The 23,584-nt window shown below is 71.7% G+C and carries 23 protein-coding genes and 2 tRNA genes; 6 read left to right on the forward strand and 19 right to left on the reverse strand.

The features are described 5' to 3' along the window. Positions 1–37: 37 nt before the first annotated feature. Entirely contained in the window at positions 38–895 is an 858-nt protein-coding gene (rpsB, locus tag KRH_RS08000) for a 30S ribosomal protein S2 (RefSeq protein ID WP_012398693.1), read from the reverse strand. A gap of 369 nt (positions 896–1,264) precedes the next feature. Between rpsB and KRH_RS08005 the strand changes: the two genes are divergently transcribed. Next, the gene (locus KRH_RS08005) at positions 1,265–1,828 is read left to right on the forward strand and encodes a murein hydrolase activator EnvC family protein (RefSeq protein ID WP_012398694.1); all 564 of its coding nucleotides are present in this window, start codon (positions 1,265–1,267) and stop codon (positions 1,826–1,828) included. 188 nt (positions 1,829–2,016) lie between these two features. Here KRH_RS08005 and KRH_RS08010 read toward each other — a convergent pair. The 6 genes from KRH_RS08010 to KRH_RS08035 form a co-directional block, all read right to left on the reverse strand. Further along, positions 2,017–2,090: transfer RNA gene (locus tag KRH_RS08010), tRNA-Ile, on the reverse strand. Between the two features lie 127 nt (positions 2,091–2,217). Then, positions 2,218–3,372: a glycosyltransferase gene (locus KRH_RS08015; RefSeq protein WP_012398695.1), complete on the reverse strand. Its 1,155-nt coding sequence runs from the start codon at positions 3,370–3,372 to the stop codon at positions 2,218–2,220. Between the two features lie 22 nt (positions 3,373–3,394). After that, positions 3,395–4,348 carry a DMT family transporter gene (locus tag KRH_RS08020; protein WP_012398696.1) on the reverse strand — a complete coding sequence of 318 codons (954 nt, stop codon included), beginning with the start codon at positions 4,346–4,348 and terminating at the stop codon, positions 3,395–3,397. Between the two features lie 160 nt (positions 4,349–4,508). Beyond that, positions 4,509–5,378: a phage holin family protein gene (locus KRH_RS08025; protein ID WP_012398697.1), complete on the reverse strand. Its 870-nt coding sequence runs from the start codon at positions 5,376–5,378 to the stop codon at positions 4,509–4,511. Between the two features lie 111 nt (positions 5,379–5,489). After that, entirely contained in the window at positions 5,490–6,326 is an 837-nt protein-coding gene (locus KRH_RS08030; RefSeq protein WP_081431609.1) for an ABC transporter ATP-binding protein, read from the reverse strand. Positions 6,327–6,328: 2 nt separating this feature from the next. Beyond that, entirely contained in the window at positions 6,329–7,453 is a 1,125-nt protein-coding gene (locus tag KRH_RS08035; RefSeq protein WP_012398699.1) for an ABC transporter permease, read from the reverse strand. 225 nt (positions 7,454–7,678) lie between these two features. Here KRH_RS08035 and KRH_RS08040 point away from each other — a divergent pair, with 225 nt between their 5' ends. Then, the gene (locus tag KRH_RS08040) at positions 7,679–9,199 is read left to right on the forward strand and encodes a sensor histidine kinase (protein ID WP_012398700.1); all 1,521 of its coding nucleotides are present in this window, start codon (positions 7,679–7,681) and stop codon (positions 9,197–9,199) included. Then, the gene (locus tag KRH_RS08045) at positions 9,196–9,819 is read left to right on the forward strand and encodes a response regulator (protein ID WP_012398701.1); all 624 of its coding nucleotides are present in this window, start codon (positions 9,196–9,198) and stop codon (positions 9,817–9,819) included. Before KRH_RS08040 ends, KRH_RS08045 begins: the two co-directional genes overlap by 4 nt. Here the strand turns inward: KRH_RS08045 and KRH_RS08050 are convergent. The 6 genes from KRH_RS08050 to KRH_RS12885 form a co-directional block, all read right to left on the reverse strand. Continuing rightward, positions 9,812–10,576 carry a pyridoxal-phosphate dependent enzyme gene (locus tag KRH_RS08050; RefSeq protein ID WP_197720393.1) on the reverse strand — a complete coding sequence of 255 codons (765 nt, stop codon included), beginning with the start codon at positions 10,574–10,576 and terminating at the stop codon, positions 9,812–9,814. The genes KRH_RS08045 and KRH_RS08050 overlap by 8 nt on opposite strands. A 118-nt stretch (positions 10,577–10,694) precedes the next feature. After that, the gene (locus KRH_RS11795) at positions 10,695–10,994 is read right to left on the reverse strand and encodes a hypothetical protein (protein ID WP_050738056.1); all 300 of its coding nucleotides are present in this window, start codon (positions 10,992–10,994) and stop codon (positions 10,695–10,697) included. 144 nt (positions 10,995–11,138) lie between these two features. Next, positions 11,139–12,044: an alpha/beta fold hydrolase gene (locus KRH_RS11800; protein ID WP_012398704.1), complete on the reverse strand. Its 906-nt coding sequence runs from the start codon at positions 12,042–12,044 to the stop codon at positions 11,139–11,141. Further along, positions 12,041–12,748 carry a DUF998 domain-containing protein gene (locus KRH_RS08060; protein ID WP_012398705.1) on the reverse strand — a complete coding sequence of 236 codons (708 nt, stop codon included), beginning with the start codon at positions 12,746–12,748 and terminating at the stop codon, positions 12,041–12,043. Before KRH_RS08060 ends, KRH_RS11800 begins: the two co-directional genes overlap by 4 nt. Before the next feature lie 195 nt (positions 12,749–12,943). Further along, positions 12,944–14,221, reverse strand: a complete 1,278-nt coding sequence (locus KRH_RS08065; RefSeq protein ID WP_012398706.1) for a M20 family metallopeptidase — start codon at positions 14,219–14,221, stop codon at positions 12,944–12,946. 157 nt (positions 14,222–14,378) lie between these two features. Then, positions 14,379–14,588 carry an AI-2E family transporter gene (locus KRH_RS12885; protein WP_012398707.1) on the reverse strand — a complete coding sequence of 70 codons (210 nt, stop codon included), beginning with the start codon at positions 14,586–14,588 and terminating at the stop codon, positions 14,379–14,381. A gap of 411 nt (positions 14,589–14,999) precedes the next feature. Here KRH_RS12885 and KRH_RS12665 point away from each other — a divergent pair, with 411 nt between their 5' ends. Both KRH_RS12665 and KRH_RS08080 read left to right on the forward strand, forming a co-directional pair. Then, a complete protein-coding gene (locus KRH_RS12665; RefSeq protein WP_126341210.1) occupies positions 15,000–15,926 on the forward strand; it encodes a hypothetical protein in 927 nt (308 codons plus the stop codon). A gap of 296 nt (positions 15,927–16,222) precedes the next feature. Further along, the gene (locus tag KRH_RS08080; RefSeq protein WP_126341209.1) at positions 16,223–16,507 is read left to right on the forward strand and encodes a hypothetical protein; all 285 of its coding nucleotides are present in this window, start codon (positions 16,223–16,225) and stop codon (positions 16,505–16,507) included. Position 16,508: 1 nt separating this feature from the next. Here KRH_RS08080 and KRH_RS08085 read toward each other — a convergent pair whose 3' ends face one another. Then, positions 16,509–17,060, reverse strand: a complete 552-nt coding sequence (locus KRH_RS08085) for a hypothetical protein (RefSeq protein WP_012398710.1) — start codon at positions 17,058–17,060, stop codon at positions 16,509–16,511. Positions 17,061–17,394: 334 nt separating this feature from the next. Between KRH_RS08085 and KRH_RS12790 the strand changes: the two genes are divergently transcribed. Beyond that, positions 17,395–17,520, forward strand: a complete 126-nt coding sequence (locus KRH_RS12790) for a hypothetical protein (protein ID WP_255416970.1) — start codon at positions 17,395–17,397, stop codon at positions 17,518–17,520. 156 nt (positions 17,521–17,676) lie between these two features. Here the strand turns inward: KRH_RS12790 and KRH_RS08090 are convergent. From KRH_RS08090 to KRH_RS08110, 5 genes are all read right to left on the reverse strand, one after another. Further along, a tRNA-Asn gene (locus KRH_RS08090) sits at positions 17,677–17,752 on the reverse strand. Positions 17,753–17,873: 121 nt separating this feature from the next. After that, positions 17,874–19,880, reverse strand: coding sequence for a DNA primase (gene dnaG, locus KRH_RS08095; protein WP_012398711.1), 2,007 nt, complete (start codon positions 19,878–19,880; stop codon positions 17,874–17,876). Between the two features lie 205 nt (positions 19,881–20,085). After that, on the reverse strand, positions 20,086–21,405 hold the full coding sequence (locus tag KRH_RS08100) for a deoxyguanosinetriphosphate triphosphohydrolase (RefSeq protein WP_012398712.1): 1,320 nt from the start codon (positions 21,403–21,405) through the stop codon (positions 20,086–20,088). Positions 21,406–21,410: 5 nt separating this feature from the next. Further along, positions 21,411–22,595, reverse strand: a complete 1,185-nt coding sequence (gene dusB, locus KRH_RS08105) for a tRNA dihydrouridine synthase DusB (RefSeq protein ID WP_012398713.1) — start codon at positions 22,593–22,595, stop codon at positions 21,411–21,413. 178 nt (positions 22,596–22,773) lie between these two features. Next, positions 22,774–23,583, reverse strand: a complete 810-nt coding sequence (locus KRH_RS08110; RefSeq protein ID WP_012398714.1) for a hypothetical protein — start codon at positions 23,581–23,583, stop codon at positions 22,774–22,776. Position 23,584 lies beyond the last annotated feature (1 nt).

Below are 23,584 nucleotides of genomic sequence, written 5' to 3' on the forward strand. Positions count from 1 at the left end.
CACCGGGAAGAATGGGAGGTGAACACCTCCCGCGGCCTCACTCGGCGGCGGGGGCGTCCTTCTGCTCGGTCTCGGCGGGCGCCTCGGCGGCCGGAGCGGACTGCTCGGCCGGGGCGGCATCCTGGGACTTCTGCTCCTCGTGCTGCTCGAGCAGCTCGCGCTCCCACTCGGCCATGGGCTCCTCGGCGGCGTTGGACTTGCCGTTGTGGCGCTTCATCAGGCCCTCGGCCACGGCGTCGGCGACCACGCGGGTCAGCAGGGACACGGAGCGGATGGAGTCGTCGTTGCCCGGGATGGGGAACGCGACCTCGTCCGGATCGCAGTTGGTGTCCAGGATCGCGACGATCGGCACACCGAGCTTCTGGGCCTCGTCGACGGCGAGGTGCTCCTTCTTGGTGTCCACGATCCAGATCAGGGACGGGGTCTTGGTGAGGTTGCGGATGCCGCCGAGGGTGCGCTCCAGCTTCTCCTTCTCGCGGCGCAGCAGCAGCAGCTCCTTCTTGGTGTACTGCGAGCCGGCGACGTCGTCGAAGTCGACCTCTTCCAGTTCCTTCATGCGGTCGATGCGCTTGGAGACGGTCTGGAAGTTGGTGAGCATGCCACCGAGCCAGCGGTGGTTCACGTAGGGCATGCCCACGCGGGTGGCCTGCTCGGCGATGGCCTCCTGGGCCTGCTTCTTGGTGCCGACGAACAGGATCGTGCCGCCGTGGGCGACCGTGGCCTTGACGGCCTCGTAGGCCTTGTCGATGAAGCCCAGCGACTGCTGCAGGTCGATGATGTAGATGCCGTTGCGCTCGGTGAAGATGAAGCGCTTCATCTTCGGGTTCCAGCGGCGGGTCTGGTGACCGAAGTGGACGCCGTTGTCGAGCATCTGGCGCATGGTAACGACGGGCATGTCGTCTCCTCATGAATGGCTGGCGGCCCGCGGGCCGCCATGGGTTGACGGTTCTCGACCGGTGGTGCCGGTCCCTGGCGCGATGCGCGGGTGGTGCTCGTGGAGCGTGGCCCGACGCGCCCCGTACCGCCACCTCCCGCTTCCGGGAGTCCGAACGGACCGAGGGGCACGCACCCGGTCGGAGCGGATCCGTTCCGGGTTCCTTCGCGCGCGAAGTCAGCTGTCCTCCTCCGAACCAACCCGGTGACGGGCATGGCTCAGCGATGGCAGGGCAGCTGCACGCGCAAGTCTAGCGCATCGCGCGGCACCTCCGCTCCACATCGCCCGCCACCTGCCGGGCGCACGACGCCGCCGCGTCAGGCTGGGGGCATGAGCAGCCTGGACGCGTCCCCCACCGCACGGCACCGCCGCCCGGGGCGGGCACGGACCGTGGTGGAGCGTGCCACGGCGCTGGCGCTGGCACTGCTCCTGGTCCCGGGGCTCGCGGGTGGTTCACCGGCGGCCGGTGCCGGAGCCGGCTGGAACTGGCCCGTGTCTCCCCGGCCCGCCGTGCAGCGGCCCTTCGAGGCGCCCGTCAAGAGGTGGCTCCCGGGTCACCGCGGCGTGGACCTGCAGGCACCCCCGGGCACCCCGGTGCGGGCTCCGCAGTCCGGAACGGTGAGCTTCTCGGGGACCGTCGTGGACCGCGAGGTGCTGACCATCGACCACGGGGAGGGCCACCGCTCCTCGTTCGAGCCCGTCACGGCTAGCGTGCGCCGGGGCGAGCACGTCACGCGGGGTCAGGTGGTGGCCACGGTGGCCGCCCCGGGCCACGGCGCGCACGGGACGGCGGTGCATTGGGGTGTGCGGGAGGGGGACGAGTACGTCAACCCGCTGCGGTTCGTCACCGACCTGCGACCGTCCGTGCTGCTGCCCGTGCCGCCTCCGGGGTGAGCGTCCCGGGGTCCTGCCACCGGGGTGCGTGCGCCGGGAGCCGTGGGCAGGACATGAGCCTGGGAGCACGCAGGGCGCCACTCCTGCGCGGGCGCGGGTGGTCGACGCCTGCGGGGCGGGCACGGCGGGCGGAGATCCCGGCCCGGGGCCTTCATGGAGGACGGAGGGCCCGTTTCCGGGCCTTCGAGTAGGGCGGGTGGGGCTTGAACCCACGACCCAAGGATTATGAGTCCTCTGCTCTGACCAGCTGAGCTACCGCCCCCGGTGGTGCACCGCGGACGGTGCGCGGCTCCACGGTACCGCACGCCCGGCGCGGAGACCGCTCGAGCACTCGCCGCCGCCGGTGGGAACGGCTCTGCCGCCCCGCGGCACACGGGCGTGCGGCCCGCTCAGCGGCTCGCGCCGGCGTAGATCCGCTCGAAGGTGTCCAGGGTGCGCGCGAACGAGTGCTGCGCCACCATCTCGTGGCTGCGCTCGCCCATCGCGCGGCGGCGTTCCGGGTCCGCGTCGAGCACGAGCTGCAGCTTCGCGGCCAGGTCCGCGGGATCACCCGGTGTGAAGAGGTAGCCGTTGCGCCCCTCGTCCGCGAGGTGCGGCAGCGCGCGGGCGTTGGCGAGCACCACGGGGGTGGACGCGCTCATGGCCTCGAGCGTCACGAGCGACTGCAGCTCGGCGGTGCCCGGCTGGCAGAACACGTCCGCGCGCAGGTAGGCGCGGCGCAGGTCCTCGTCCGTGAGGAAGCCCAGGAACTCCACGCGGTCCGCCACGCCGCGCTCGTGGGCGAGCCGCAGCAGCCGGTCCCGCTGCTCACCCTCCCCGGCGAGCTCCACGTGCACGTTCTTCTCGCGCGGGATCAGGGCAAGGGCCTCGATGAGCTCGTTGACGTTCTTCTCCACCGCGAGGCGCCCGCAGAACAGCACCACGGGGTGCTCGGGGTGCTCGATCAGCTCGTCGGGGGCGGCCTCGTAGTGTCCGGCGTCGATCCCGTTGGACACGGCCACCGCCCGGTCCGGGACGCCGTTGTCCACCATGGTCCGCACCGCCAGGGGTGTGGGGGCGGTGATCACGTCGCAGCGCCCGTACACGCGGGCGATGTCCCACCAGGAGACCTTCCGGTACCCCCGGATGAACCACTGCGGGAACGGCAGGAACGGCTCGATGTTCTCCGGGATGAAGTGGTTGGTGCCCACCACGCGGATCCCCCGCCGGGAGGCCTCGCGCACCATCAGGCGGCCCAGGATGTAGTGGCACTGCACGTGGACCATGTCTGGGCGCAGCTCGTCCAGCAGCCGGGACACCTCGCGGGCGATCTCCCACGGGAAGCACAGCCGGAAGTACGGGTGGGTGAACGCGTGGTGCGATCGGAACCGGTGCTCCACCACACCGTCGTCGGTCATGGTGCGCGAGGGCCCGCTGGTGGGCATCGGTGCCGCCACGTGCACCTCGTGGCCCCGGTCCAGCAGACCGTGGGCGAGCCGGCGGGCGAACTGCGCGGAGCCGTTGACGTCGGGCGGGTAGGTCTCGGCGGTGATCAGAATTCTCAAGGCGTTGGGTTCCGTACGTGGGTCACTGGTCGGCGTGGCCGGCTCGGCGCTGTGCCCGAGCGGTCCGGGGACGTGCCCCGCTCCCCTTCCCCTCCCGCCGCGCGCGAGCGGCAGCTCGGCGCTCGATGACCTCGGGGTGGCACTGGGAGAGCAGGACCACGCCGACTATAGCAACGAGACCTGCCAGCCCCATGACCGCGCCCAGCGCCCCGGTGAAGCCCGCACCCGCCTCGCCGAGCACCACGAGCCCCAGCGCCACACCCACCATCGGGTCCACCACCGTGAGACCGGCGATCACCAGGTCCGGGGGTCCGCACGAGTACGCGCACTGCACCAGCCAGCCGCCGAGCACCGCGGCCACCAGCACCATGAGCACGCTCAGCCAGTGCACCGCGCCGATCCCGCCGTCCCGCAGGGCGGTGGTGGTCAGTCGCACGAGCACGGCCACGAAGCCGTAGAGCACCCCCGCGCTGAGCACGTAGAACATGCTGATGCGACGGCGGCGCAGCGCGAGCTCCGCCACCCCGATCAGCGCCACGAGGCCCACGAGCACGAGCACCACGAGGTTCTCGGCGCGCGGGCCGGGCACGTGGGAGGGGTCCGTGCCGGTCACGGCGCAGACCACGAACCCCGCTCCCCCGGCCGTGCACAGGGCCACGGCGAGCCACGTGCGGCGGTTGATGGTGAGCCGCTGCCGGCGGGCGTGCAGCAGCGTGGTGATCACCAGGGCGATCACGCCCAGGGGCTGCACCACGGTCACGGTGGCCAGCGCCAGGGCACAGACGTTGAGGAGCATCCCCAGGCCCAGCAGCCCGGTGCCCAGCAGCCACCGCCCGTTGCGCAGCAGCTTCCCGAGGTTGCGGGGGTTCAGGGCCCCGGACGTATGGTCTGTGACCGCGGAGGACTGGGTCTGGGTGCCCACGGCCAGGCCCACGGCGGAGGCGATCGCCAGTGCCACGGCGATCCACTGGCTCACGGGGTTCTCTGCGATGGTCTCACCCTCACATCGTAGGGTTTCCGCTCGCCGCAGGAGGGGGAACCAGCGCGATCCGCACCCGGGGCCGGACACGCGGAAGGCCGGGTCCCGAGGACCCGGCCTTCCGTGCGGTGGGCGGCCGCGGGGGCCGCCGGTGGTGCTACTTGCGCAGCAGCTTCTTGAGGAACACGAGGAACGCGGTGCCCGCGGCGACGGCCACGGCCAGCGGCTGCCACCGCTCGCTCAGCACATCCGACGCCGCTGTGGAACCCTCCGGCCGCACGCCCTGGGTGCCGCCCTTGGAGGCGAGAGTGCTCTTCACGGACTCCTGGGTGGCGGTGAAGGTGCGCGAGGTGCGGTTCACGAACCCCTGGGTGGCGCTCTGGACGGAGTCCACGCGGTTCTGGGCGTCGTCCCGCAGGCTCTTGAGGTGCTCGCGACGCAGCTTGAGACGGTGGCGCAGCTGCTCCTCCGTGGGCTGCACGGGCTTGACCCGGTTGGGGTCGTTGGCCGCCTCTTCCTTCTCGCGCTGCTTGCGCTGCTCGGCCTCGTTGATGTCGCGCTGCACGCGGCCCTCGTTGTACGCCGAGCCCTCCTTGACCACGCCGAGGTCGTAGCGCAGCCCGAAGATGGTCTTCTCGGGCATCAGCGGCAGGGCGCTCTTGATCTTGGAGACGCCGATCAGCGCGAGCACGGCCAGCACCACGAGGAACACCACGGCCAGCAGCAGCGCGGCGAGCCACGCGGGCATCACGTGGGAGAGCCCGGCGATGGCCGCACCGATCAGGGCGATCACGGCGAGCCCCAGGAACACCAGGCCCACCACGGCGAACGCGGCACCCACGCCCACCTTGATGCCCTTCTCTTTGAGCTCGAGGACGGCCAGCTGGGCCTCGTCCTTGAGCTGCTTGGGCAGCAGCCGGACGAAGACCTTCACGACATCCGTGATGGACGCCGCGCCGGGCCTCTTGGTGCTGCGATTGGCTGCCGTGGGTGAGTGGCCGCTGTTGGGGCCCACTGCGTGGCTCATGCCGCCTCCGATGGGTGCGTGATGGTGGGTGAACGTCGATCTGATCTCAAAATACCATTCACCGGGGCACCGGAAGGCACTGCGGGAGCGTGACGCAGGGGCCCCGGCGACTCACTGCAGGCGCCCGTCCTCCATGGTCACGCACCGGTCCGCGAGGGGCACGAACTCGGTGTCGTGGGTGACCACCAGGGACGCGAGACCGAACTGGTGCGTGAGCTCGGCGAGCAGCTCCATGATGCTGCGCGAGCGCTCCTGGTCCAGTGCCGCGGTGGGCTCGTCCACGAGCAGCAGCTGGGGGTCGTTCATCAGGGCCCGGGCGATGTTCACCCGTTGCCGCTGTCCGCCCGAGAGCTGGTGCGGGCGGCGGTCGCCGCAGTCCACGAGACCGACCTTCTGCAGCAGCTCGTCCGCACGGGTCTTGGCCTCCTTCAGCTCCTTGCCGCGGGCACCGGCCACGTGGGCGGCCAGCACGAGCTGCTCGCGGGAGGTCAGGGCGGCCAGCAGGTTGGGCTGCTGGAAGACCATGCCGGTGTGGCCCCGGCGGATCCGGGCGAGGTCCCTCTCGGGCAGCTCGGTGAGGGACTGTCCCGCGACCATCACGGTGCCCGAGGTGGGCTTGATGAGTGCGGCGGCCACGGCCAGCAGGGAGGACTTGCCGGACCCGGACGGGCCGATCAGTGCGGTCATGTCCCCGCGCTGCAGCTCCAGGGACACGTGGTCCAGGGCGCGCACGGTGCGCGGGGTGCCGTCGTTGGCCGTGCCGTCCGGGTACTCGAGCGAGACGTCCCGGACGCTCAGAGCCGGCGCGGCGGCGTCATCGACCGCCACGGAACGCTCGGCCTGCGGTGCGTGACCGGCCTCGTGCTCGTGCCGGGGTTCGTGGTGCCCGACGTGGTGACCCTCGTGGGTGTCCGCGCGGTGGCGCGGTTCGGCGTCAGAAGCATGCATGGTCAGTTACCTCCCAGAGCAATCATCGGATCCACGGTCGAGACGCGGCGCACGGCGAGCAGCGAGCCCAGCAGACCGAGCACGAGCACCCCGACCATCGGCAGGGCCACGCTGGCCGCACTCAGCTCGAACGGCACCGCGGAGCCCGCGAGCATCCCGCCGAGCAGGCCCAGGGCACCGCCGATGAGCACGCCCAGGGTGAGCACCACGGCGGCCTGCACGAGCGAGTCCCCCACCACGTAGCCGCGGCTCGCGCCGAGGGCGCGCAGCACCGCGATGTCACGCGTGCGCTGGATGGTCCAGACCGTGAGGAAGGAGATCACCACCAGGGCGCTGATGCCGTAGAGGAAGCCCTGCATCATCAGCAGCGAGCCGCGCTCGGACTGGTAGGCGGGCAGGGCCGCGAGGGAGTCCTTGGTGCTCAGGGCCACGGTGTCGGTGTCGTCCTGCACGTTCTGCGGGGCGTCGTCGGTGGTCAGCGCCAGCGCGGTGGCCTGCTCGTCCTGGGACGTGTGGGCCACTGCCGGGAAGTCCTCGATGCTGAGCCACGCCACGGGCACGTGGCTGTAGTACTCGTTGTCCACCACACCGGCGGTCTTCAAGGCGGTCCCACCCATGGACACGGTGTCCCCGGTGGAGACCTTGAGGTCCTGCGCGAGGGTCTCGCTCAGGACCACCTCGCCTTTGCCCGCGTGGGTCTGCCCCGAGCTCGCGCTCAGCCCGGAGGCGAGCGAGGAGCCCGGTTCCAGGGCCATGGCGGCGGCCGCGGTGGTGTCCGCGCGCGACGCCGCGTCCTGGCCGCCCTGGGGCTCGGCACCGCTGCGGATGCTGGTCTGGGCGATGCCCAGCCGCTCCACGGAGTCCTTGCCCACCGCGTCACGCCAGGCGTCCACCTGCTTCTGGTCGATCTGCGACGTGGTGAAGGACGGGGTGCCGGAGTCGCCCGGCGGGGCGGTGAGGACGAGGCGCTGGGCCTGCAGGCGTTCGAGGGCCGAGGTGTTCTGGTGACCCAGTCCGTTGGTCAGGCCCGTGAGCAGGACCAGCAGCAGGGTGATCAGGGCCACGACCGTGGCCAGCAGGGTGAACCGGCCCTTGGCGAACGTGATGTCCCTCAGGGACAAGAACATGGGGGAACTCCCGTGACGTAGTGACAACGACTCCGTCCATTGTGCTCAGCGGCGGGCGGCGCGGGATCGTCAGCACGGTTGAAACCCGCGTTCCGGGTGGTTGATCCCGGGATCAACCGAACGGTTGATGTGCCGCGAGCGGGGGTGCGTACCATGACTTCGGAGTTCGGACCCTTCTGCGCGCCGGTCGGCTCCCTCCACCGTCCCCGCCCAGGAAGGCACGCCGTGCCCCAGGAACTGTCCACCCCGGCCCTGCTGCGGGTCATGCGCGTGAGCCTGCACGTGAGTTTCGCGGCGCTGCTCGGGCTCGCGGTGCTGCGCACGGCGATGGGCGCCTCCTCCGGGGACGCGTCCGCGGTGGGCACCGCCGTGGTGCTGTGCCTCGCGGGTCTGCTGGCTTTCACGTACGTGCTGGGTACCACAGTGGAGAACCGCGTGGCGCGCGGCCGTGCGGACCGGGGGCGGCTGCGCTGGACCCCCGTGTGGCTCGGCTCGGTGACCCTGCTGTGGGTGGTGCTGGCCCTGTTGAGCCGGGACTTCGCGTGGGTCGTGTTCCCCCTCTTCTTCCTGTACCCCGTGCTGCTGCCGCCGGTCGTCGCGCTCACGGGGATCGTGGTGCTCACGGGTGTGGTGGTGCTCTCGCAGCTGCTGCACGTCCCCGCGGGCACCTTCACCGCGCCGATGGCCGTGGGGCCGAGCATCGGGGCGGTGGTCGCGGTGCTGGTCAGCTACGGCTACCGCGCGCTGTACCGGGACGCCCGCCGTCACCTGCGCGTGATCCGCCAGCTGGAGTCCACGCGCGCGGAGCTGGCCCGGCGTGAGCGCACCGCGGGCACCATGACCGAGCGGGAGCGGCTCTCCCGGGAGATCCACGACACCCTCGCACAGGGGCTGACCTCCATCGTGCTGGTCTCCCGAGCCGCCCAGCAGGCGCTGGAGCGGGACGAGCGGGACGTCGCCGCCGCGCGCCTGGCGACCATCGAGGACACCGCCGCGGCCAACCTCGCCGAGGCCCGCCGCTTCGTGCGGGACCTCGCCTCCCCCGCCCTGGACGAGTCCCTGCCCAGCGCGCTCGACGAGGTGTGTCGGCGCACCGAGGAGGGCGCCCGCGCGGCCGGCACCGGGCTGACGTGCGAGTTCTCCGTGCAGGGCACCGTCCCGCAGCTCACGGACCGTCAGCGCACCCTCTTCATCCGGGCCACCCAGTCCACCCTGGCCAACGTGCTCTCCCACGCCCGCGCCTCGCGCGTGGTGGTGACCCTGGAGGGGTGGGAGGACGCCGTCACGCTGGACGTGGTGGACGACGGCGTGGGCTTCGACCCCCGCGCCCTGGCCCGTGCCGAGCGGGACGACTCGTTCGGACTCTCCCACCTGCGACGCCGCGCGGCCGAGGTGGGCGCCGAGCTCACCGTGGAGTCCGAGCCGCGCCACGGCACGGCCGTGAACGTGCGGCTGCCGCTCGGGGGCGTCCCGCCCTCGCCCGTGGCCGGTCCCGGGGCTGCCGGCGACCGCCGCGCCCCGGGCACAGTCGCCCCCGGCGCACCAAGCGCGGTCGTCCCCGGCGCCCCGGGCGCCGTCGCTCCCGACACCCCGAGCGCCGTCGCTCCCGACACCTCGGACGCGGAGAACCTCCGCGGAAGCAAGAACGACGACGCCGCGCCGGTTCCGCGCGAGCGCGTGGGCGCCGCGGCGGCGTCGTCCCCCGAGACCGAGACCCCCCGAGCCGAAGGCAGGCGCACCGCATGACCACCCGAGTGCTGCTCGTGGACGACCACCCCGTGGTGCGGGCCGGGCTGCGCGCCGTGCTGGAGTCCCTGGGGGACATCACGGTGTGCGCCGAGGCCCAGGACGGCCGCGCGGCCCTGGAGAGGCTGGGCACCGAGGACCACGGCGTGGACGTGGTGGTCATGGACCTGCAGATGGGCCGCGGGATGGGAGGGCTCGAGGCCACGCGGCGCATCGTGGCCTCCGGCGGGCCGCCCGTGCTGATCCTCACCACGTACGACACCCAGGCGGACGTGGTGGCCGCCCTGGAGGCCGGCGCCACCGGCTACCTGCTCAAGGACGCGCAGCCCGAAACCATCGGCCAGGCCGTGCACGACGCCGCCGCGGGGCGCCCGGTGCTCTCCCCCTCGGTCACGGCGCGGCTCATGACCCAGGTCCGCACCCCGGCGGCTTCCCTGAGCCCGCGGGAAATCGAGATTCTCCGCGGGCTGGCCACGGGTGCCTCGAACCGGGCGCTCGCGAAGTCCCTGTTCATCTCCGAGGCCACCGTGAAGACCCACCTGGTGCACATCTACGACAAGCTCGGCGTGGACAACCGCACCGCCGCCGTGAGCCGCGCCCGGGAGGAGCACGTCATCTGAGGCCGCGGCCCGCGGGCGTGCCGCGTAGGGCCTCGCACGCCACAGCGTACGCCGCGCCCGAGCTGAGGCCCGCGAAGAGGGAGTGGTCCCGGCAGAGGGACACGGCTCCCGCGCGGGCCACCTTGGCGCTGACCCAGTGGATCTCGCGGTGGAGCCCGTGCCGGACGTTGCGGACCTCGACCGAGCTGCCGATCCCGGCGATCAGCATGTCCGGGTCCTCCGTGTCCTGCGACCCGAAGGTCACCGAGCCGAACGGCTGGAGGCCCGTGAGGTGCACGTCCAGCCCCGAGGCCGCGAGTCCCAGGGCCAGCGCCCCGCTGGAGGCGCCCGAGCCCACGGGGGCCACCAGCTCCACGGCCTCCCGGCCCTCCCGCCGCAGCCTCAGCCCGAGATCCCGGGCGAGGTCCTGGTAGCCGCGGTAGTGCACGGCGTCGTGGCACTGCCGCATCCAGTGCCAGTCCGGGTGCTCGTCCAGCAGCTCGCGCACCCGGGCCACACGACGGTCCTGGTCCGCACGCAGGGACCTGGAGGGCGGCATCTGCTCGAGACGCACACCCAGCATGCCCAGCTGCAGCCGGAGGGTCTCGTCGATGGTCGTGGATCCCACGACCACGCAGCGCAGCCCCGCCTCGTGGCACGCGAGTGCGAGCGCCAGCGCGTAGATCCCGCTGGACGAGTCCACCACGGTCCCGCCGGGTGCGATCCGTCCCTCCCGCAGCAGCCGCCGCACGGCACCGCGCGCGGAGAGCACCTTCATCACCTCGAAGCGCAGGGCGAGCAGTCCAGGTTGCAGGCGGATGAGATCCGGGGCCCCACGGCCTGGGAGGCATGGTCCAGGATCTCCGGAAGAGGGTGCTGCTCGGCTCGTCGTGTGTTCATGCTCCGCTCCAGACCTGGTCGATGGTTCGTGGCAGGCCCATTGCATCGAGGGCCGCCCGCGCCTCCCGTGCGCGCTGGGCGGCGCGGGGCCGGGCGGCGTCGAGGACGACGGCGCACACCGTGCCGCTGTGGGCGATCTGGACTCCCACGCCACCGGTCTCCCGGGTGATCCGCAGCAGGTCGGGAAGCTCCGGTTTGGGCAGCCGGGACTCGTTGAGCAGGGCCGATCGCGTTGCCGCGCGCCCCAGCAGTGCGGCGTTGCGCTCACGCACGCCGCGCTCCAGGTCGCGCAGCATCCGAGCGCACTCCCGGCGCTCCCCCGCGGAGTAGTCCCGGGCCGCGAGCGCGGGACGGGCGGGCGGCAACGTTGGCCCACGCGTCAGCCGAGCGGGACCCGCCGAGCAGGACCCGGTGAGCGGGCGGCGTCGTGCGCCGGCGCGTCAGCGGGCGGCGGCCCGGGCGATCAGCTCGGCGGTGCGGCGCGGCTGGTCCAGCATCACGAAGTGCCCGCTGCGGGAGACCACCACGGAGCACACCGAGGTCTCCCCCGCGAGCCGCGTGGCCTGCGCGAGGACGTGGCGCACCCACCGGGACAGCCCCGGCCGGGGCACGCGGCCGTTGGCGGCCACCACTGTGAGGGGCACCCGGGGGTCCAGGGGCAGCCGGGCCCGCAGTTCGCGGAGCCGGTTCATGCACGCCACGTAGCCCGCGAGCTCGCGCAGGGAGGCCAACAGCGTGTTGGTGGCGGAGGCCTCGGCGCGCAGACCGCCCATCACCCGATCCACGCGCAGCCGCCCGGGCACGAGGACCACCGAGACCGCCGGCCCCACGAGGCGCCAGAGCCGGCGCACGGCCCGGGAGCGGGCGGCGGGGTGCGTGCGGTGGCGGAAGTGGCGGGCGGCACGGGCCTCGTCGTGGGCCCGGTCGGCTCCCTCGACCTCGGGGACGGAGCCGTCGAGCAGCACGAGGGATGCCAGGCGCCCGGGGTGCAGCCGGGCCGCGGCCTCCACGACGGCCGCACCGAAGGAGTGGCCCACCGCGGTGACGGGTCCGGTGACGTGCAGGGCGTCGAGGACGGCGAGCAGGCGGGCGGCCTCCGTGTCCAGGTCCGGGAGGGTCTCGGGGACCGTCTGGCCCGGTGCGCATCCGGGGCGGTCCAACACGATCACGCGGTGGTCCCCGCGCAGCAGCTCGACCACCGGGGCCCAGTCCCACAGCATGGAGGCCACGCCCGACGAGCACACGAGCGCCGGGCCGGAGCCGATGTCCAGCACCCGGACCGGCACACCCCGGACCGGGACCTCGCTCAGGTGCTCGCGCCACAGTGCGGCGGTGGACCGGTTCACGCCGCAACCGCCCGGGGTGCCGCGCGCACCCGATCCACGACCTGCAGGCCCGCGACGGCCACGAGCCACGCGACGATCGCGACCATCGAGATCCGCTGCGTGATCCCTTCCGTGGGGATCCTGGTGAGCAGGGCGTCCACCGCGGACAGGGCGATGGTCACGACGCCCACCCAGCTGGCGATCCGGGTCACCCGGTCCGCGGCGGTGCTCAGCACCAGCGACGCGAGCATGGCCACCACGAACGCCGTTCCCGCCACGGCAGAGGATGCGGTATGCATGTGGTGCTGCAGCGGCAGCGTTCCCGCGGCCTCGGCGGCGGCGCACTCGGGTGAGACCGAGGGCGCGCACGTCATGGGATTGATGGCGTCCACCACCGTGGCCGCACCCGCCACGGCCAGCGCCGCGCACCACACCCGCACGGCCCACCGCGCACGACGCCGCGTGGGCCGGGAGGCGTCCAGCCCACCGAACCCGCCCGGCAATCCGCGCCACAGCGTGCGGGCCCGGCCGTAGGAGAACACCGCCAACACGATCAGCAGCATCCCGGCCACCCCGTCCGTGGTGCGCAGCAGGGTGGCCGCGGGACGGTCCGCCACGAAGTACTCGGAGGCGTAGGACGTCCACGGATGCAGCTGCGGGTCCACGAGCCACGTGGAGTAGATGACTGCGATCAGCAGGCTCAGGCGACGGGACGCGAGGGTCATGGAGCTGGATCACCCGCCTGCATCGTCGTGGAACTGCTAATCGTCAGCGACCGCTCACTCTACTAGGACAGGGCGCCGTCCCAAGGTGCCACGGGGAGCCCCGCGGCTCAGCGTCCCCTGGCCGGTCGGCACCGCCGCGAGGCCCGGGATCATCTCGGGGTGGCGGGGTTCCGCACGGTGTGGTTGCCGCGGGGATCAGTCACGGGACGCCCACTCCGACCCCGTGCGCGCCAGGCGTTCGCGCTGAGCGGGGTCCGCGGCCATGTCCGCGGCGGTCCAGGCCAGGCTCAGACCGCCCTCCCACATCGCGGCGTCCGCCGCGGGCAGCGCGCAGTAGCGCTCGAACTCGGGTTCGTGGCACGTGGCGCCCTCGGCCTCCACCAGGATGGTGGGGTGGATCGCGGGGACCCGCAGCGAGACGTTGGCCATGTCCGTGGAGCCGGCCAGGCGGCGTCGTCGGCTCATGGGGCCGTCCGTGAAGACGCGGCCCAGGGACTCGGCGTTGGCCCGGTACGCGGCGACCATGGGGTCGTCGTTGCGGAACTCGGAGAACGCGGGCCAGTCGTCGTGGACCTCCAGCGTGCAGCCGGTGGCCAGGGCACCGGCCTCGAAGCAGCGCAGCAGGCGTTCCTTGGCGCCGCCGGGGCCCTCGAGCTGGGCGAGGGTGTCCGCGCGGGCGTCGTAGGCCAGGCGGGCGCGGTGCGGGACCACGTTGGGGGCGTCCCCGGCGCTGCGCACGATGCCGTGCACCAGCTCGCCGGGCTGCAGGTGCTGGCGCAGCAGCCCGATGGCCACCTGCGCCACGGTGGCGGCGTCCCCCGCGTTGACGCCCTGGTGCGGCGCCTCGGCGGAGTGGGCGGGCTTGCCCGTGTACTCGATCTCCAGGTCCACGACGGCGCGCGTGACGTGGTCCGCGTTCTCCTCCTCGCCGGGGTGCAGCATCATGGCCGCGTGGACGCCGTCGAAGACACCCTCGTTCAGCATGAGGATCTTGCCGCCGCCGTACTCCTCGGCGGGGGTGCCGAAGACCTTGACGGTGAGGTCCAGCTCGTCCGCGACCGCGGCCAGGCTGATCCCCGCCAGCACTCCGGAGGCGGCAATGATGTTGTGCCCGCACGCGTGCCCCACGCCGGGCAGGGCGTCCATCTCCGCGCAGATGCCGACGACGAACGGTCCCGTCCCGTAGGACGCGACGAACGCGGTGTCCAGGTTCGCCACCCCGGCCTCCACGCTGAAACCGTGGCGTTCCAGGACCGTGGTGAGCTTCGCTGCGGTCCGTGTCTCCTCGAAGGCGATCTCCGGGTCCGCGTGCACCGCGTGGCTCAGGGCGACGACCTCGTCGCGCGCCTGCTCCGCGGCCTCCCGGATGCGCTGCTTGACGCGCGTCAGCCGCTCAGCGCCCTGTCCGTCGAACGTGCCGCTGACCTGCGGGCGCACGCGGTCCGCTCCCCCGGTCGGGGACTGTTCCGCCATGGTGATCCTCCTCCACTGCCTGTGATGCGGGCCTCAACCCTAGGGGGTGGGGAGATTCGGGGCATCTTCACAGGCGGGCGGTTCACCAGGTGAGATGAGTGGGGTGATCGCGCGCCCCGGCGCGCGGCCATGCGGTGGGAGGGACGACGGTGCTGGGTCAGGCCTGCACGGCCGGTGCCGCCTCGTCATCCTCTGCGGGCAACTTGCCCGGGACGCCGTCGCGCATGTCCCGGAAGGTCTTGAAGCTGGCCCAGAGCACCGCCGTAAGGGGGACCGCCAGCAGCGCGCCGGCCACCCCGCCCTCGTGGGCGCCGATGGCCAGGGCCGCGATGATCACCACGCCGTGCAGGCTCAGTGCCGTGCCCATGACCTTGGGCTGCAGTCCCCCTGACGCAGCCCTCGGCCGTTGCCTTGCCCGGTTCTCTGGGGGTGAGCCTGCCCCCGAGGAGGGCAGGCCGCCCGCAGCTTTCTTAGTCGCCATGTTGCTGAACCGTACTGGAGTTGGTCGCTGGTACCCCAGACACACCGAGGTACATGAGTTCACGGTGAAGGCTGTGTCGGAAACAATGACGGTATGGGAACGCATGCGTGGCGCAACTGGCGGGCTAGCCTCCAGCCAACGACGGAGATACCTGCCCGTTACGAGGACGCTATTTATTCTGATGCTCGCTTTCTCGGCGAGAGGCTCGAGTTGGGGCCGTACACCATCTTGCCGACCTTCGCGAGCACCGCCCCCATGCCAGTGGCCCTGGTGCTCCGATGTGAGATGCGCAGATCCTTGGAGACGGGTCTCATCGACCACACGACCGGCAAGCCGCTCCCGGCGGACTCCAGCGGCTACCACGGCGGCACGGTGTCCGATGAACTCGCCGCGCTGCTCTCCTTGGCGTTGGGCGTGCGGTGCCGTGCCGGAGGCACGGTCCGGGTGTGGGGCTTGCCCGACGACGACCCCGCTGGCTACCCGATGGAGCTGGACCGCCAGCACCTCAGTCGACCCGGGCCACCGGGTCTGGAAGTCCTGCCCAACGTGGTCCGGCAGGTCGAGTTCGCGGACGCCTCGGACCTGCTCTCGACCTTCCCCCATCTGGGTTCTGAGGATGCCTCCGCCCTTGCCCGAGCAGCGCGACTGTACGCCAACGCCTTGTGGTGGGCCAACGAGGACACGAACTTTGCCTGGCTGCAGATGGTGGGAGCCGTGGAAGCCGCGGCCGCCCGCCGCAACGAGGCCGGGCAGCAGCCTCTCAGCACCTTGGAGGAGCTCCATCCCCGCCTGTGGGAAGCGCTGGACGGAGCGCCGGAAGAGACTAAGCAAAAGGTCGAGGAACTTGTGGTGCGGCAATCTAGTGTCACCCGAAAGTTCTTGGGTTTCGTGGAAAACTTCGCCCCACACGCGCCGCAACCGCGCCCCGCCTTCGGCCTGGACTGGACGCGCTTGCGCAAACACCTGAGGATCATCTACGACCACCGCTCCCGGGCGCTGCACGACGGCCGGCCATTTCCCCACCCGATGCTCGACAAACCCATGCAGGGACCGGACGGACAGCCCAGTGAGGTGCCTGTGGGCATGTCCGCAGCGGCTAAGGGCAGCTCATGGATGGCGAAAGAGATGCCGATGTTGCTGCACACCTTCGAGTACGTCGCCCGAGGAGCCTTGCTTAACTGGTGGCACGATCTCGCACCTGTCGTGAAGAGCCAGCCCTCCTAATACGGGCGCTTCGTACCCTTTCTGACTACGTACGGACGGCGACACCCCTTCTCCGACTCCTTGGGAGCGCCCATGTCGTCCACCGTCCAGCCGCGTGGTCCCGGCTGCCTGCCGGTCCTGTTCCTTGCCGCCGTCCCTCTGGGGACCTTCCGCTACGAGGGCCGCGCCTGGCACCCGCCGGCGGCCTGCTCGTCGGCCTCGCCCGATGGCTCAGCTGGGCCTTCTGGCTTACGGCCACCCTCGCCTCCCTAGTGGTGGCGCAGCCGCTGGGTTGGCTGCTGCTGGGGTTCTTCGTCTTGTCTGTCTACCCGCGCCGGATCCTCGTCGCCAGGGTAGGTTTCAGCCCTCGCCTGCGTGACTCCGCGCTCGTCCTGTGGCATCTCGGCGGCCGGTGGCTCGTGGCGGCCACAGCCGCCACCGCTGTCGCTGCGCCCGTGGTCACCCTCCTCGACGCCTCCTGGGATGTTGCGCTGGCCCTCCAGGCCGGTGCCGTGATCGTACTGCTGGTGCTCTCCACCGTCTCGGCGTGGCGCTACGCGGACCGGGCGCGGAACGCCCTCGACATCGAGGGTCCGGAGTAGGTCAGCACTTCTCGAGGTGCGCCTGGACCCGGCGCGCGAAGATGTCTGACGCCTCATCGTAGACCGTGAGGCGATCCTTCTGCTTCGCCGCGTTGTCGGAGGACAGTGCGAGGTCCTGCAGTTCTCGCGCCGGTATAACGAGCCCTGGTGCCAGCAGGCGGAACGCGATGACGACGCGGTTCATCTTCCGGTTCGCCGCGGCGGCCTGTTCGGTATTAAGCCGCAGTTGCTCCGGTATGGATTGCTCGAGCACCCAAGCCTCTTGGGCGGAGCGGACGTCCTTCGTGCGCTTGAGGCGCCCCACCTCGGCCTCATGGTGGTATTGCGCGGATAACGCCGACACCATGTCCAATCCCGCTTCAATCAGGTCCACGGCCGCCTCCTGCACCGCGTGCCGGCGTTCACCCTCCCGCTGCCGTTCCTCCACGGTGTGGTCCCGGCGCAGCCCGGCCACGTAGTTCAGCACAGTCGTGGTGACGGCGGACGCCACCACGGCGGCTGCGGCGATCACCGCGGCCCAGATCTGCGGACTCCACGAGGCGACTCCATCCATAAGGCGCATACTCCCATGACCCCGACTTCGGGCTGCAGGTGTGTTCTCTGGGCTGGTGTGTCGGCGGCATCCACCGCCGCGGCGGAGTGAAAATGGGGTTATGTCTTGGACCTGGCTCGCAGCCCTCGTGCCCTTCTTCTCCGCCATCGTGGGGGCCGCGGTCGGCGGCCTGGTTGTCCATCGGACCGCGCTGGCACGGGATGCACGCAACGAATAGCGGGTCCGGCGGGTCGAGCATCTGATCTCCGCCTATCAGCGCCTGTCCGCGGCCTCCAACCGCAAATGCAACCTCACCCCCGAACAGGCAGCTGATCTCGAGGCCGCACTCAGCGAAGTGATGCTGCTGCTGGGACAGCGCACCGAGATCGGGGCCGCCCGCGCCTTCATGGTGATCTTCGCCGCGGAAAGGGGCGCAGAGCTGGATCCGCTGCTGATAGCTCTGCGCGCGAGCCTACGTTAGGAACTCGGGCTAGACCCGACGCCGTTGCCCAATCCCCACAGCATCCGCCTGTTGCTCTGAAGCCTGTGAAAGAAGGACAAACCGTGCCCTATCCGTGCCCGCAGCCGGGTATGAAACAGCCCCTCACCGGTGTTTTTCTGGCGAGGGGCTGTTTTGTGGCTCCCCCGACTGGACTCGAACCAGTAACCCTTCGATTAACAGTCGAATGCTCTGCCAATTGAGCTACGGGGGAATGCGCACGTTGCCGCGCAACGAGACGATACTCTACCTCCCGTCGCGGGCTTCCTCAACTTGTCTCGCCACTGGCCGGGCAGCGCCGCACCCGCCTGCCCCGCGGAAGGAAAGCTTGCACCTCACACCCCCATGAGGCTGCGCCGCTGCAGCTCCAGGTCCAGCAGCTCGCGGTTGAGCTGCTGGTACAGGTCCGGCTCGCGCTGCGCGTTGAGCCGGTTGAGGTGCGCGAGCTTGTCGGACTTCTCCCGGTTGATGTGCATCTCCACGAGCGAGGTGATCACCCCCACCGCGTAGTTGCGCATCTGCTGCTCGGTGGCCGCGGGCAGCGGTGTGACGGACAGCTGCGCCAGGTAGCCGTGCAACGGCTCGGGCAGGTGGTTGCGCACGGACTCCAGCCACACGCGTCCGCCCTGGACGCCCTCTCCCAGGTCCGCGCGGGCACCCACCACGGCGTCGTGCATGACCTGGTGCACCCGGTACGTCATACCGGCGGAGTCGAAGTGCGCCCAGTAGGGCAGCGGCACCAGATCCGGGACCTGCAGCACCACTTCCAGCGCCTCACGCTCCATGCGGGACACGGGCTCCCGGGGGTCGGGCAGTTCCACGGAGCGCGGCTCCTCAGGAGAATCGTCGCGAGCGCCGGACGTTGCTCTCGGGGCGCGCTGGTCCTGGCCCCCGCGCGAGGGCCCCTGGGCCTGCTGAGGCCCGCGAGCGCCGTCGTACCCGGAGTTGGAGCGCCCTGAGCTGGACGCCACCGCGCCGGAGGGCCCCGAGCCAGCAGATCCCGAACCGCCGCGCTGCGCGGACTTCGCCGCCGCGCTCACCGCGCGCATCACCTCGTCCGTCTCGATCCCGAGCCACCCCGAGAGCTCCCGCGCGTAGGCGGGGCGCAAAGAGGAGTCTCGGATCTGCGCGACGATGGGCGCGCACGCCCGCATGGCGCGCAGGCGTCCCTCGAGGCTGTTGACGTCGTACTCCTTGATGGTGGCTCGCAGCGCGAACTCGAACAGCGGGGTGCGGGTCTCCACGAGGTCCCGCACGGCCACGTCCCCGCGGGCCAGGCGGAGGTCGCACGGGTCCATGCCGTTCGGCTCCACGGCCACGTAGGTCTGGGCCACGAAGCGCTGGTCCTCCTGGAAGGCGCGCAGCGCGGCCTTCTGCCCGGCGGCGTCGCCGTCGAACGTGAAGACCACCTCGCCGCCGGCGGAGTCGTCGGAGAGGAAGCGGCGCACGATCTTGATGTGCTCCGGGCCGAACGCCGTGCCGCACGTGGCCACCGCCGTGGCGACCCCAGCGAGGTGGCACGCCATGACGTCCGTGTAGCCCTCCACCACGACCACCTGCTTGGTCTTGGCGATGGGCCGCTTGGCCAGGTCGATCCCGTAGAGCACCTGGGACTTCTTGTAGAGCTGCGTCTCGGGGGTGTTGAGGTACTTGGGGCCCTGGTCGTCCTCGTAGAGCTTGCGCGCCCCGAAACCGATCACCTCCCCGGCGACCGCGCGGATGGGCCAGATGAGCCGGCCACGGAAGCGGTCGTAGAGTCCCCGGTTGCCCTCCGAGAACATGCCCGTGAGCTTGAGCTCCTGCTCCGTGAACCCCTGGTTGCGCAGGTGGTTCAACAGGTGGGACCAGCCCTGCGGTGCGTAGCCCACCCCGTAGGTGCGGGCGGCGTCCTGGTCGAAGCCGCGCTCCCCCAGGAACTTCTGGGCGGCTGCGGCCTGGCGGGTGTAGAGGTTGCGCTGGAAGAACTCTGCGGCCACCTTGTGGGCGTCCAGCAGACGCTGGCGGCGGCCCACCTCCTCGCGGTTGGGTGCGCCGCCCTGCTCGTAGTGCAGCTCGTAGCCGATGCGCGCGGCCAGCCGCTCCACGGTCTCCGTGAACGGGGTGTGGTCCATCTCCATGAGGAACGCGATGACGTCCCCGGACTCGTCGCAGCCGAAGCAGTGGTAGGTGCCCATCTGGGGGCGCACGTGGAAGGACGGCGAACGCTCGTCGTGGAACGGGCACAGCCCCTTGTACGAGCCGATCCCCGCGGGCTTGAGCGTCACGTACTGCTCGACGACCTCGCGGATGTCCGTGCGCGCGCGAACCTCGTCGATGTCTTCACGCTTGATCAGTCCGGCCACTGGGCCAGTGTAGGCACCCCGTCAAACCAGGAACGACGCCGCCCGGGCAGGTGTGCAGGGCGTCCCGCACGGTGCGTGGAGGACGCCCTGCCGCGGCCGGGCACCGAGGGGACGACGACGCCGCGCGGGACCCCCGGCGCGGCCACCGTCCGCGTGGTCACGGTCTGCGCCCCATCCGGGCCCGGACAAGCCCAGGCCCGCCCGCTCACCAGAGCGGCTTGTCCCCCGTGCGCCAGTTGGTGCCCCGGATCCTGTCGTGCAGGGCCACGGCCGAGTGGTCCGTGAGGCACGCGATCTGGTCCACCACGAGCCGCAGCCGCGCGGCCTCCGCGCCCGGTCCGTCCGCCACGGCGCGCCAGTCCGCGGCGAACTCCGGGGAGAGGAACCGGCCGTCGGTCTCCATGAGGGCCTCCACCAGGATGGTGAGGATCTCGTGCTGGTTCTCGTACAGGGGCATGGCGTCCCGCACGGTCATCACGAACGCGGTGGCGATGCCCTTGAGGACCCCGATCTCCAGCTCGGTCTCGCGCGGCACCACGAGGGAGGCCCGGTACCGGGTGAGCCGGTCCTCCCCGGCGACCTCCCGGGTGGCCTCCACCGCGGACATTGCGAAGCGTCCGATGAGCTGGCTGGTCATGTTCTTGAGCCGCGCGAGGTCCCCGCGGGTGCCGTCCATGCGCGGCACCCAGGCCGCGGTGGCCTCGAGACGGCGCAGGGCGGCGTCGAGCTCCTCGTCCGTGGCGTCCGGGAGGTACCAGCCGCGCGTGCACTCGATGACCCGCCCGCGCTGGGTGGGCTCGGCCAGCAGGTCCAGCTGCAGGGCGTGGGCGGCCACGGCGTCCTCCACGTCGTGCACGCTGTAGGAGATGTCGTCCGCGAGGTCCATGACCTGCGCCTCCAGGCACTTGCGGCCCTCCACCGCGCCCTCGCGGAACCACTCGAACACGGGGAGGTCGTCCTCGTACACGCCGAACTTCCGGTTGGGCCGCCCGTCCGCCCGGGGCGGGGCGTCCGCGGCGGACCACGGGTACTTGCACGTGGCGTCCAGCGTGGCGCGCGTGAGGTTCAGCCCCGCGGGCTCCCCCGAGGGCGTCACGAGCTTGGGCTCCAGCCGCACGAGCAGCCGCAGGGTCTGGGCGTTGCCCTCGAAGCCCCCGATCCCCCGGGTCAGCTGCGCGAGCACGGTCTCCCCGTTGTGCCCGAACGGCGGGTGGCCGAGGTCGTGGGACAGGCACGCGGCGTCGACCACGTCCGGGTCGCAGCCCAGCGCTTTGCCGAGCTCCCGCCCGATCTGCGCAACTTCCAGCGAGTGGGTGAGGCGGTTGCGCACGAAGTCGTCCGTCTGCGGGGCGACCACCTGCGTCTTGGCCGCGAGCCGGCGCAGCGCGGAGCTGTGCAGCACGCGCGCGCGGTCCCGCTCGAAGTGGCTGCGGTGGCGGTTGTGGTGGTCCTCGGTGACGTAGCGCTCGGTGTCCGAGGGCTCGTAGCCGGGGGCCAGGATGCCCAGGCGGTCGGGGGTGTGCATGGCGCTCAGCCTCCCGAGACGTCGAGTTCGGCGTCCACGAGACCCAGCCGTTCGGCGTCGCCCAGGATCCGCGAGGACAGCCAGCCGTCCGGCAGGTGCGGCTTCTTGGGCGAGCCCGCGCGCCCGCGGGGCCCCTCCACGTCCGCGCCCGGGTAGGGGGCGTCCAGGTCCAGCTGGTCCAGCAGCTCGCGCAGCGCGGCGAGGTCCGGGACCTGCGCCATCTTCGCGCGCAGCTCACCGCCCACGGGGTAGCCCTTGAAGTACCAGGACACGTGCTTGCGGATCTCGCGGCAGCCCTTGGCCTCGTCCCCGAACTCCTCGGTGAGCAGCTCCGCGTGGCGGTAGACGGTGTCCGCGACCTTGCGCACGCCCGGCCGGAAACGGCGCGGGCTGCCCTCGAACGCGGCCTGCAGGTCCCCGAACAGCCACGGGCGGCCCTGGCAGCCGCGGCCCACGACGACGCCGTCCACACCCGTGTGCTCGACCATCCGCACCGCGTCCTCGGCGGAGAAGATGTCCCCGTTGCCGAGCACGGGAATGTCCGGCAGGGCCTCGCGCAGCCGGGCGATCGCGTCCCAGTTCGCGGTGCCCGAGTAGTGCTGCTCCAGGGTGCGCCCGTGCAGGGCGACGGCGGCCACGCCCTCGTCCCGGGCCATCCGCCCGGCGTCCAGGTAGGTCTGGTGCTCGTCGTCGATGCCGATGCGCATCTTCACCGTCACGGGAATGTCCCCGGCCTCGCGCACCGCGGTGCTCACGATTGCGCGGAACAGATCCGTCTTCCACGGCAGGGCGGAACCGCCGCCGCGCTTGGTGACCTTGGGCACGGGGCAGCCGAAGTTGAGGTCGATGTGGTCCGCGCGGTCCTCCTGCGCGACCATCCGCACGGCTTTGCCCACGTTCACGGCGTCCACGCCGTAGATCTGGATGGAGCGCGGCGTCTCGCCCGGGTCGTGGTGGATGATCCGCAGGGACTCCGGCCTGCGCTCCACCAGGGCACGTGCGGTGACCATCTCGGTCACGTACAGGCCCCCGCCGTACTCGCGGCACAGCTTGCGGAAGGACTTGTTGGTCACCCCGGCCATGGGTGCCAGCACTACAGGGACGTCGATGGTCAACGGTCCCAGGTGCAGCGGCTTCAGGTTCAGCACGGCCGGTTCACGGTCCGCGGTCTCAGTCGTCTCGGTGCTCATCGCCTGCCATTGTCTCACCTGCGCGCAACGGGCCGTCCCCCGGGCTGCCCCTCCTCCATGCGGACACGACGACGCCGCCCCGGAACCCGTGCGCGGCCGCGCACCACCGGACCACGCACCCCGGGCGACGCCGCCCGCGCGGATCGCGCCGAGCGTCGTCGTCCTGCCCGGTGCCCTCTCAGGCGGGAGCATTGGGTCCGGTTCCGGAGGCGGCGATCTGCTCCAGGCGCACCGCGAGTTTGAACGCCCGCACCTGCTCGTCCCGGCGGCCCAGGGTCTTGCAGGCCGCCCCGAGCTCCCGCAGGCAGGCCACCCACTCGTCCGTGTGGGCCTCCGGATCGGGCAGGGCAGAGTACAGGTTCGAGGCGTTCTGCAGGGCGTGGGCGGCGTCGGCCCACGCCATCCGGTCCGCGGCGAGCGCCGCGAGCCCACGCCAGCACAGAATCTGCCCGGCCACGTCCCGGCGGGTCTCGCAGCCGCTGAGCACCGCCTCGTAGTGCTCCTCCGCCACACGACGCCGCCCGGCCGCCTGCGCCGCGGTGGCCAGGTGGGAGGTCCAGCGCAGGTCCTCGCGGGTGACGAACCCAGTGCCGCTCGCGTGGGCCGGCCGGTCGGGGTCCACCCCGGCCACCTCGGCGCCCTCCTGAAACACGCGGTAGGCATCCCACGGGCGCCCGAGTCCGAGCAGCACGTCCCCGAGCTCCTCCAGGCAGCGCACCCGCCCCCGCACGGAACGCGCGGAACGTTCCGCCCGCCGGTACTGCACGGCACCGATCCGGTAGTGGTGCTCAGCCTCGGCCAGGTTCCCCGCGTCCCGCTCCAGGTCACCGAGCGACGACGCCGCGTCACCCGCCGCGCACCACGCGTCACCCAGGCGGGCGGTGCGCAGGGCCTCCTCGAGCAGTGTCCGGGCCTCGACGAGGTCCCCGCGCTCACGGGCGGCGGCGGCGCGTTTGAGCCGGCGGGCGGAGGTGCGGGCTGCGAACATG

It is taken from the genome of Kocuria rhizophila DC2201, from assembly GCF_000010285.1.
Lineage (GTDB): Bacteria > Actinomycetota > Actinomycetes > Actinomycetales > Micrococcaceae > Kocuria > Kocuria rhizophila_A.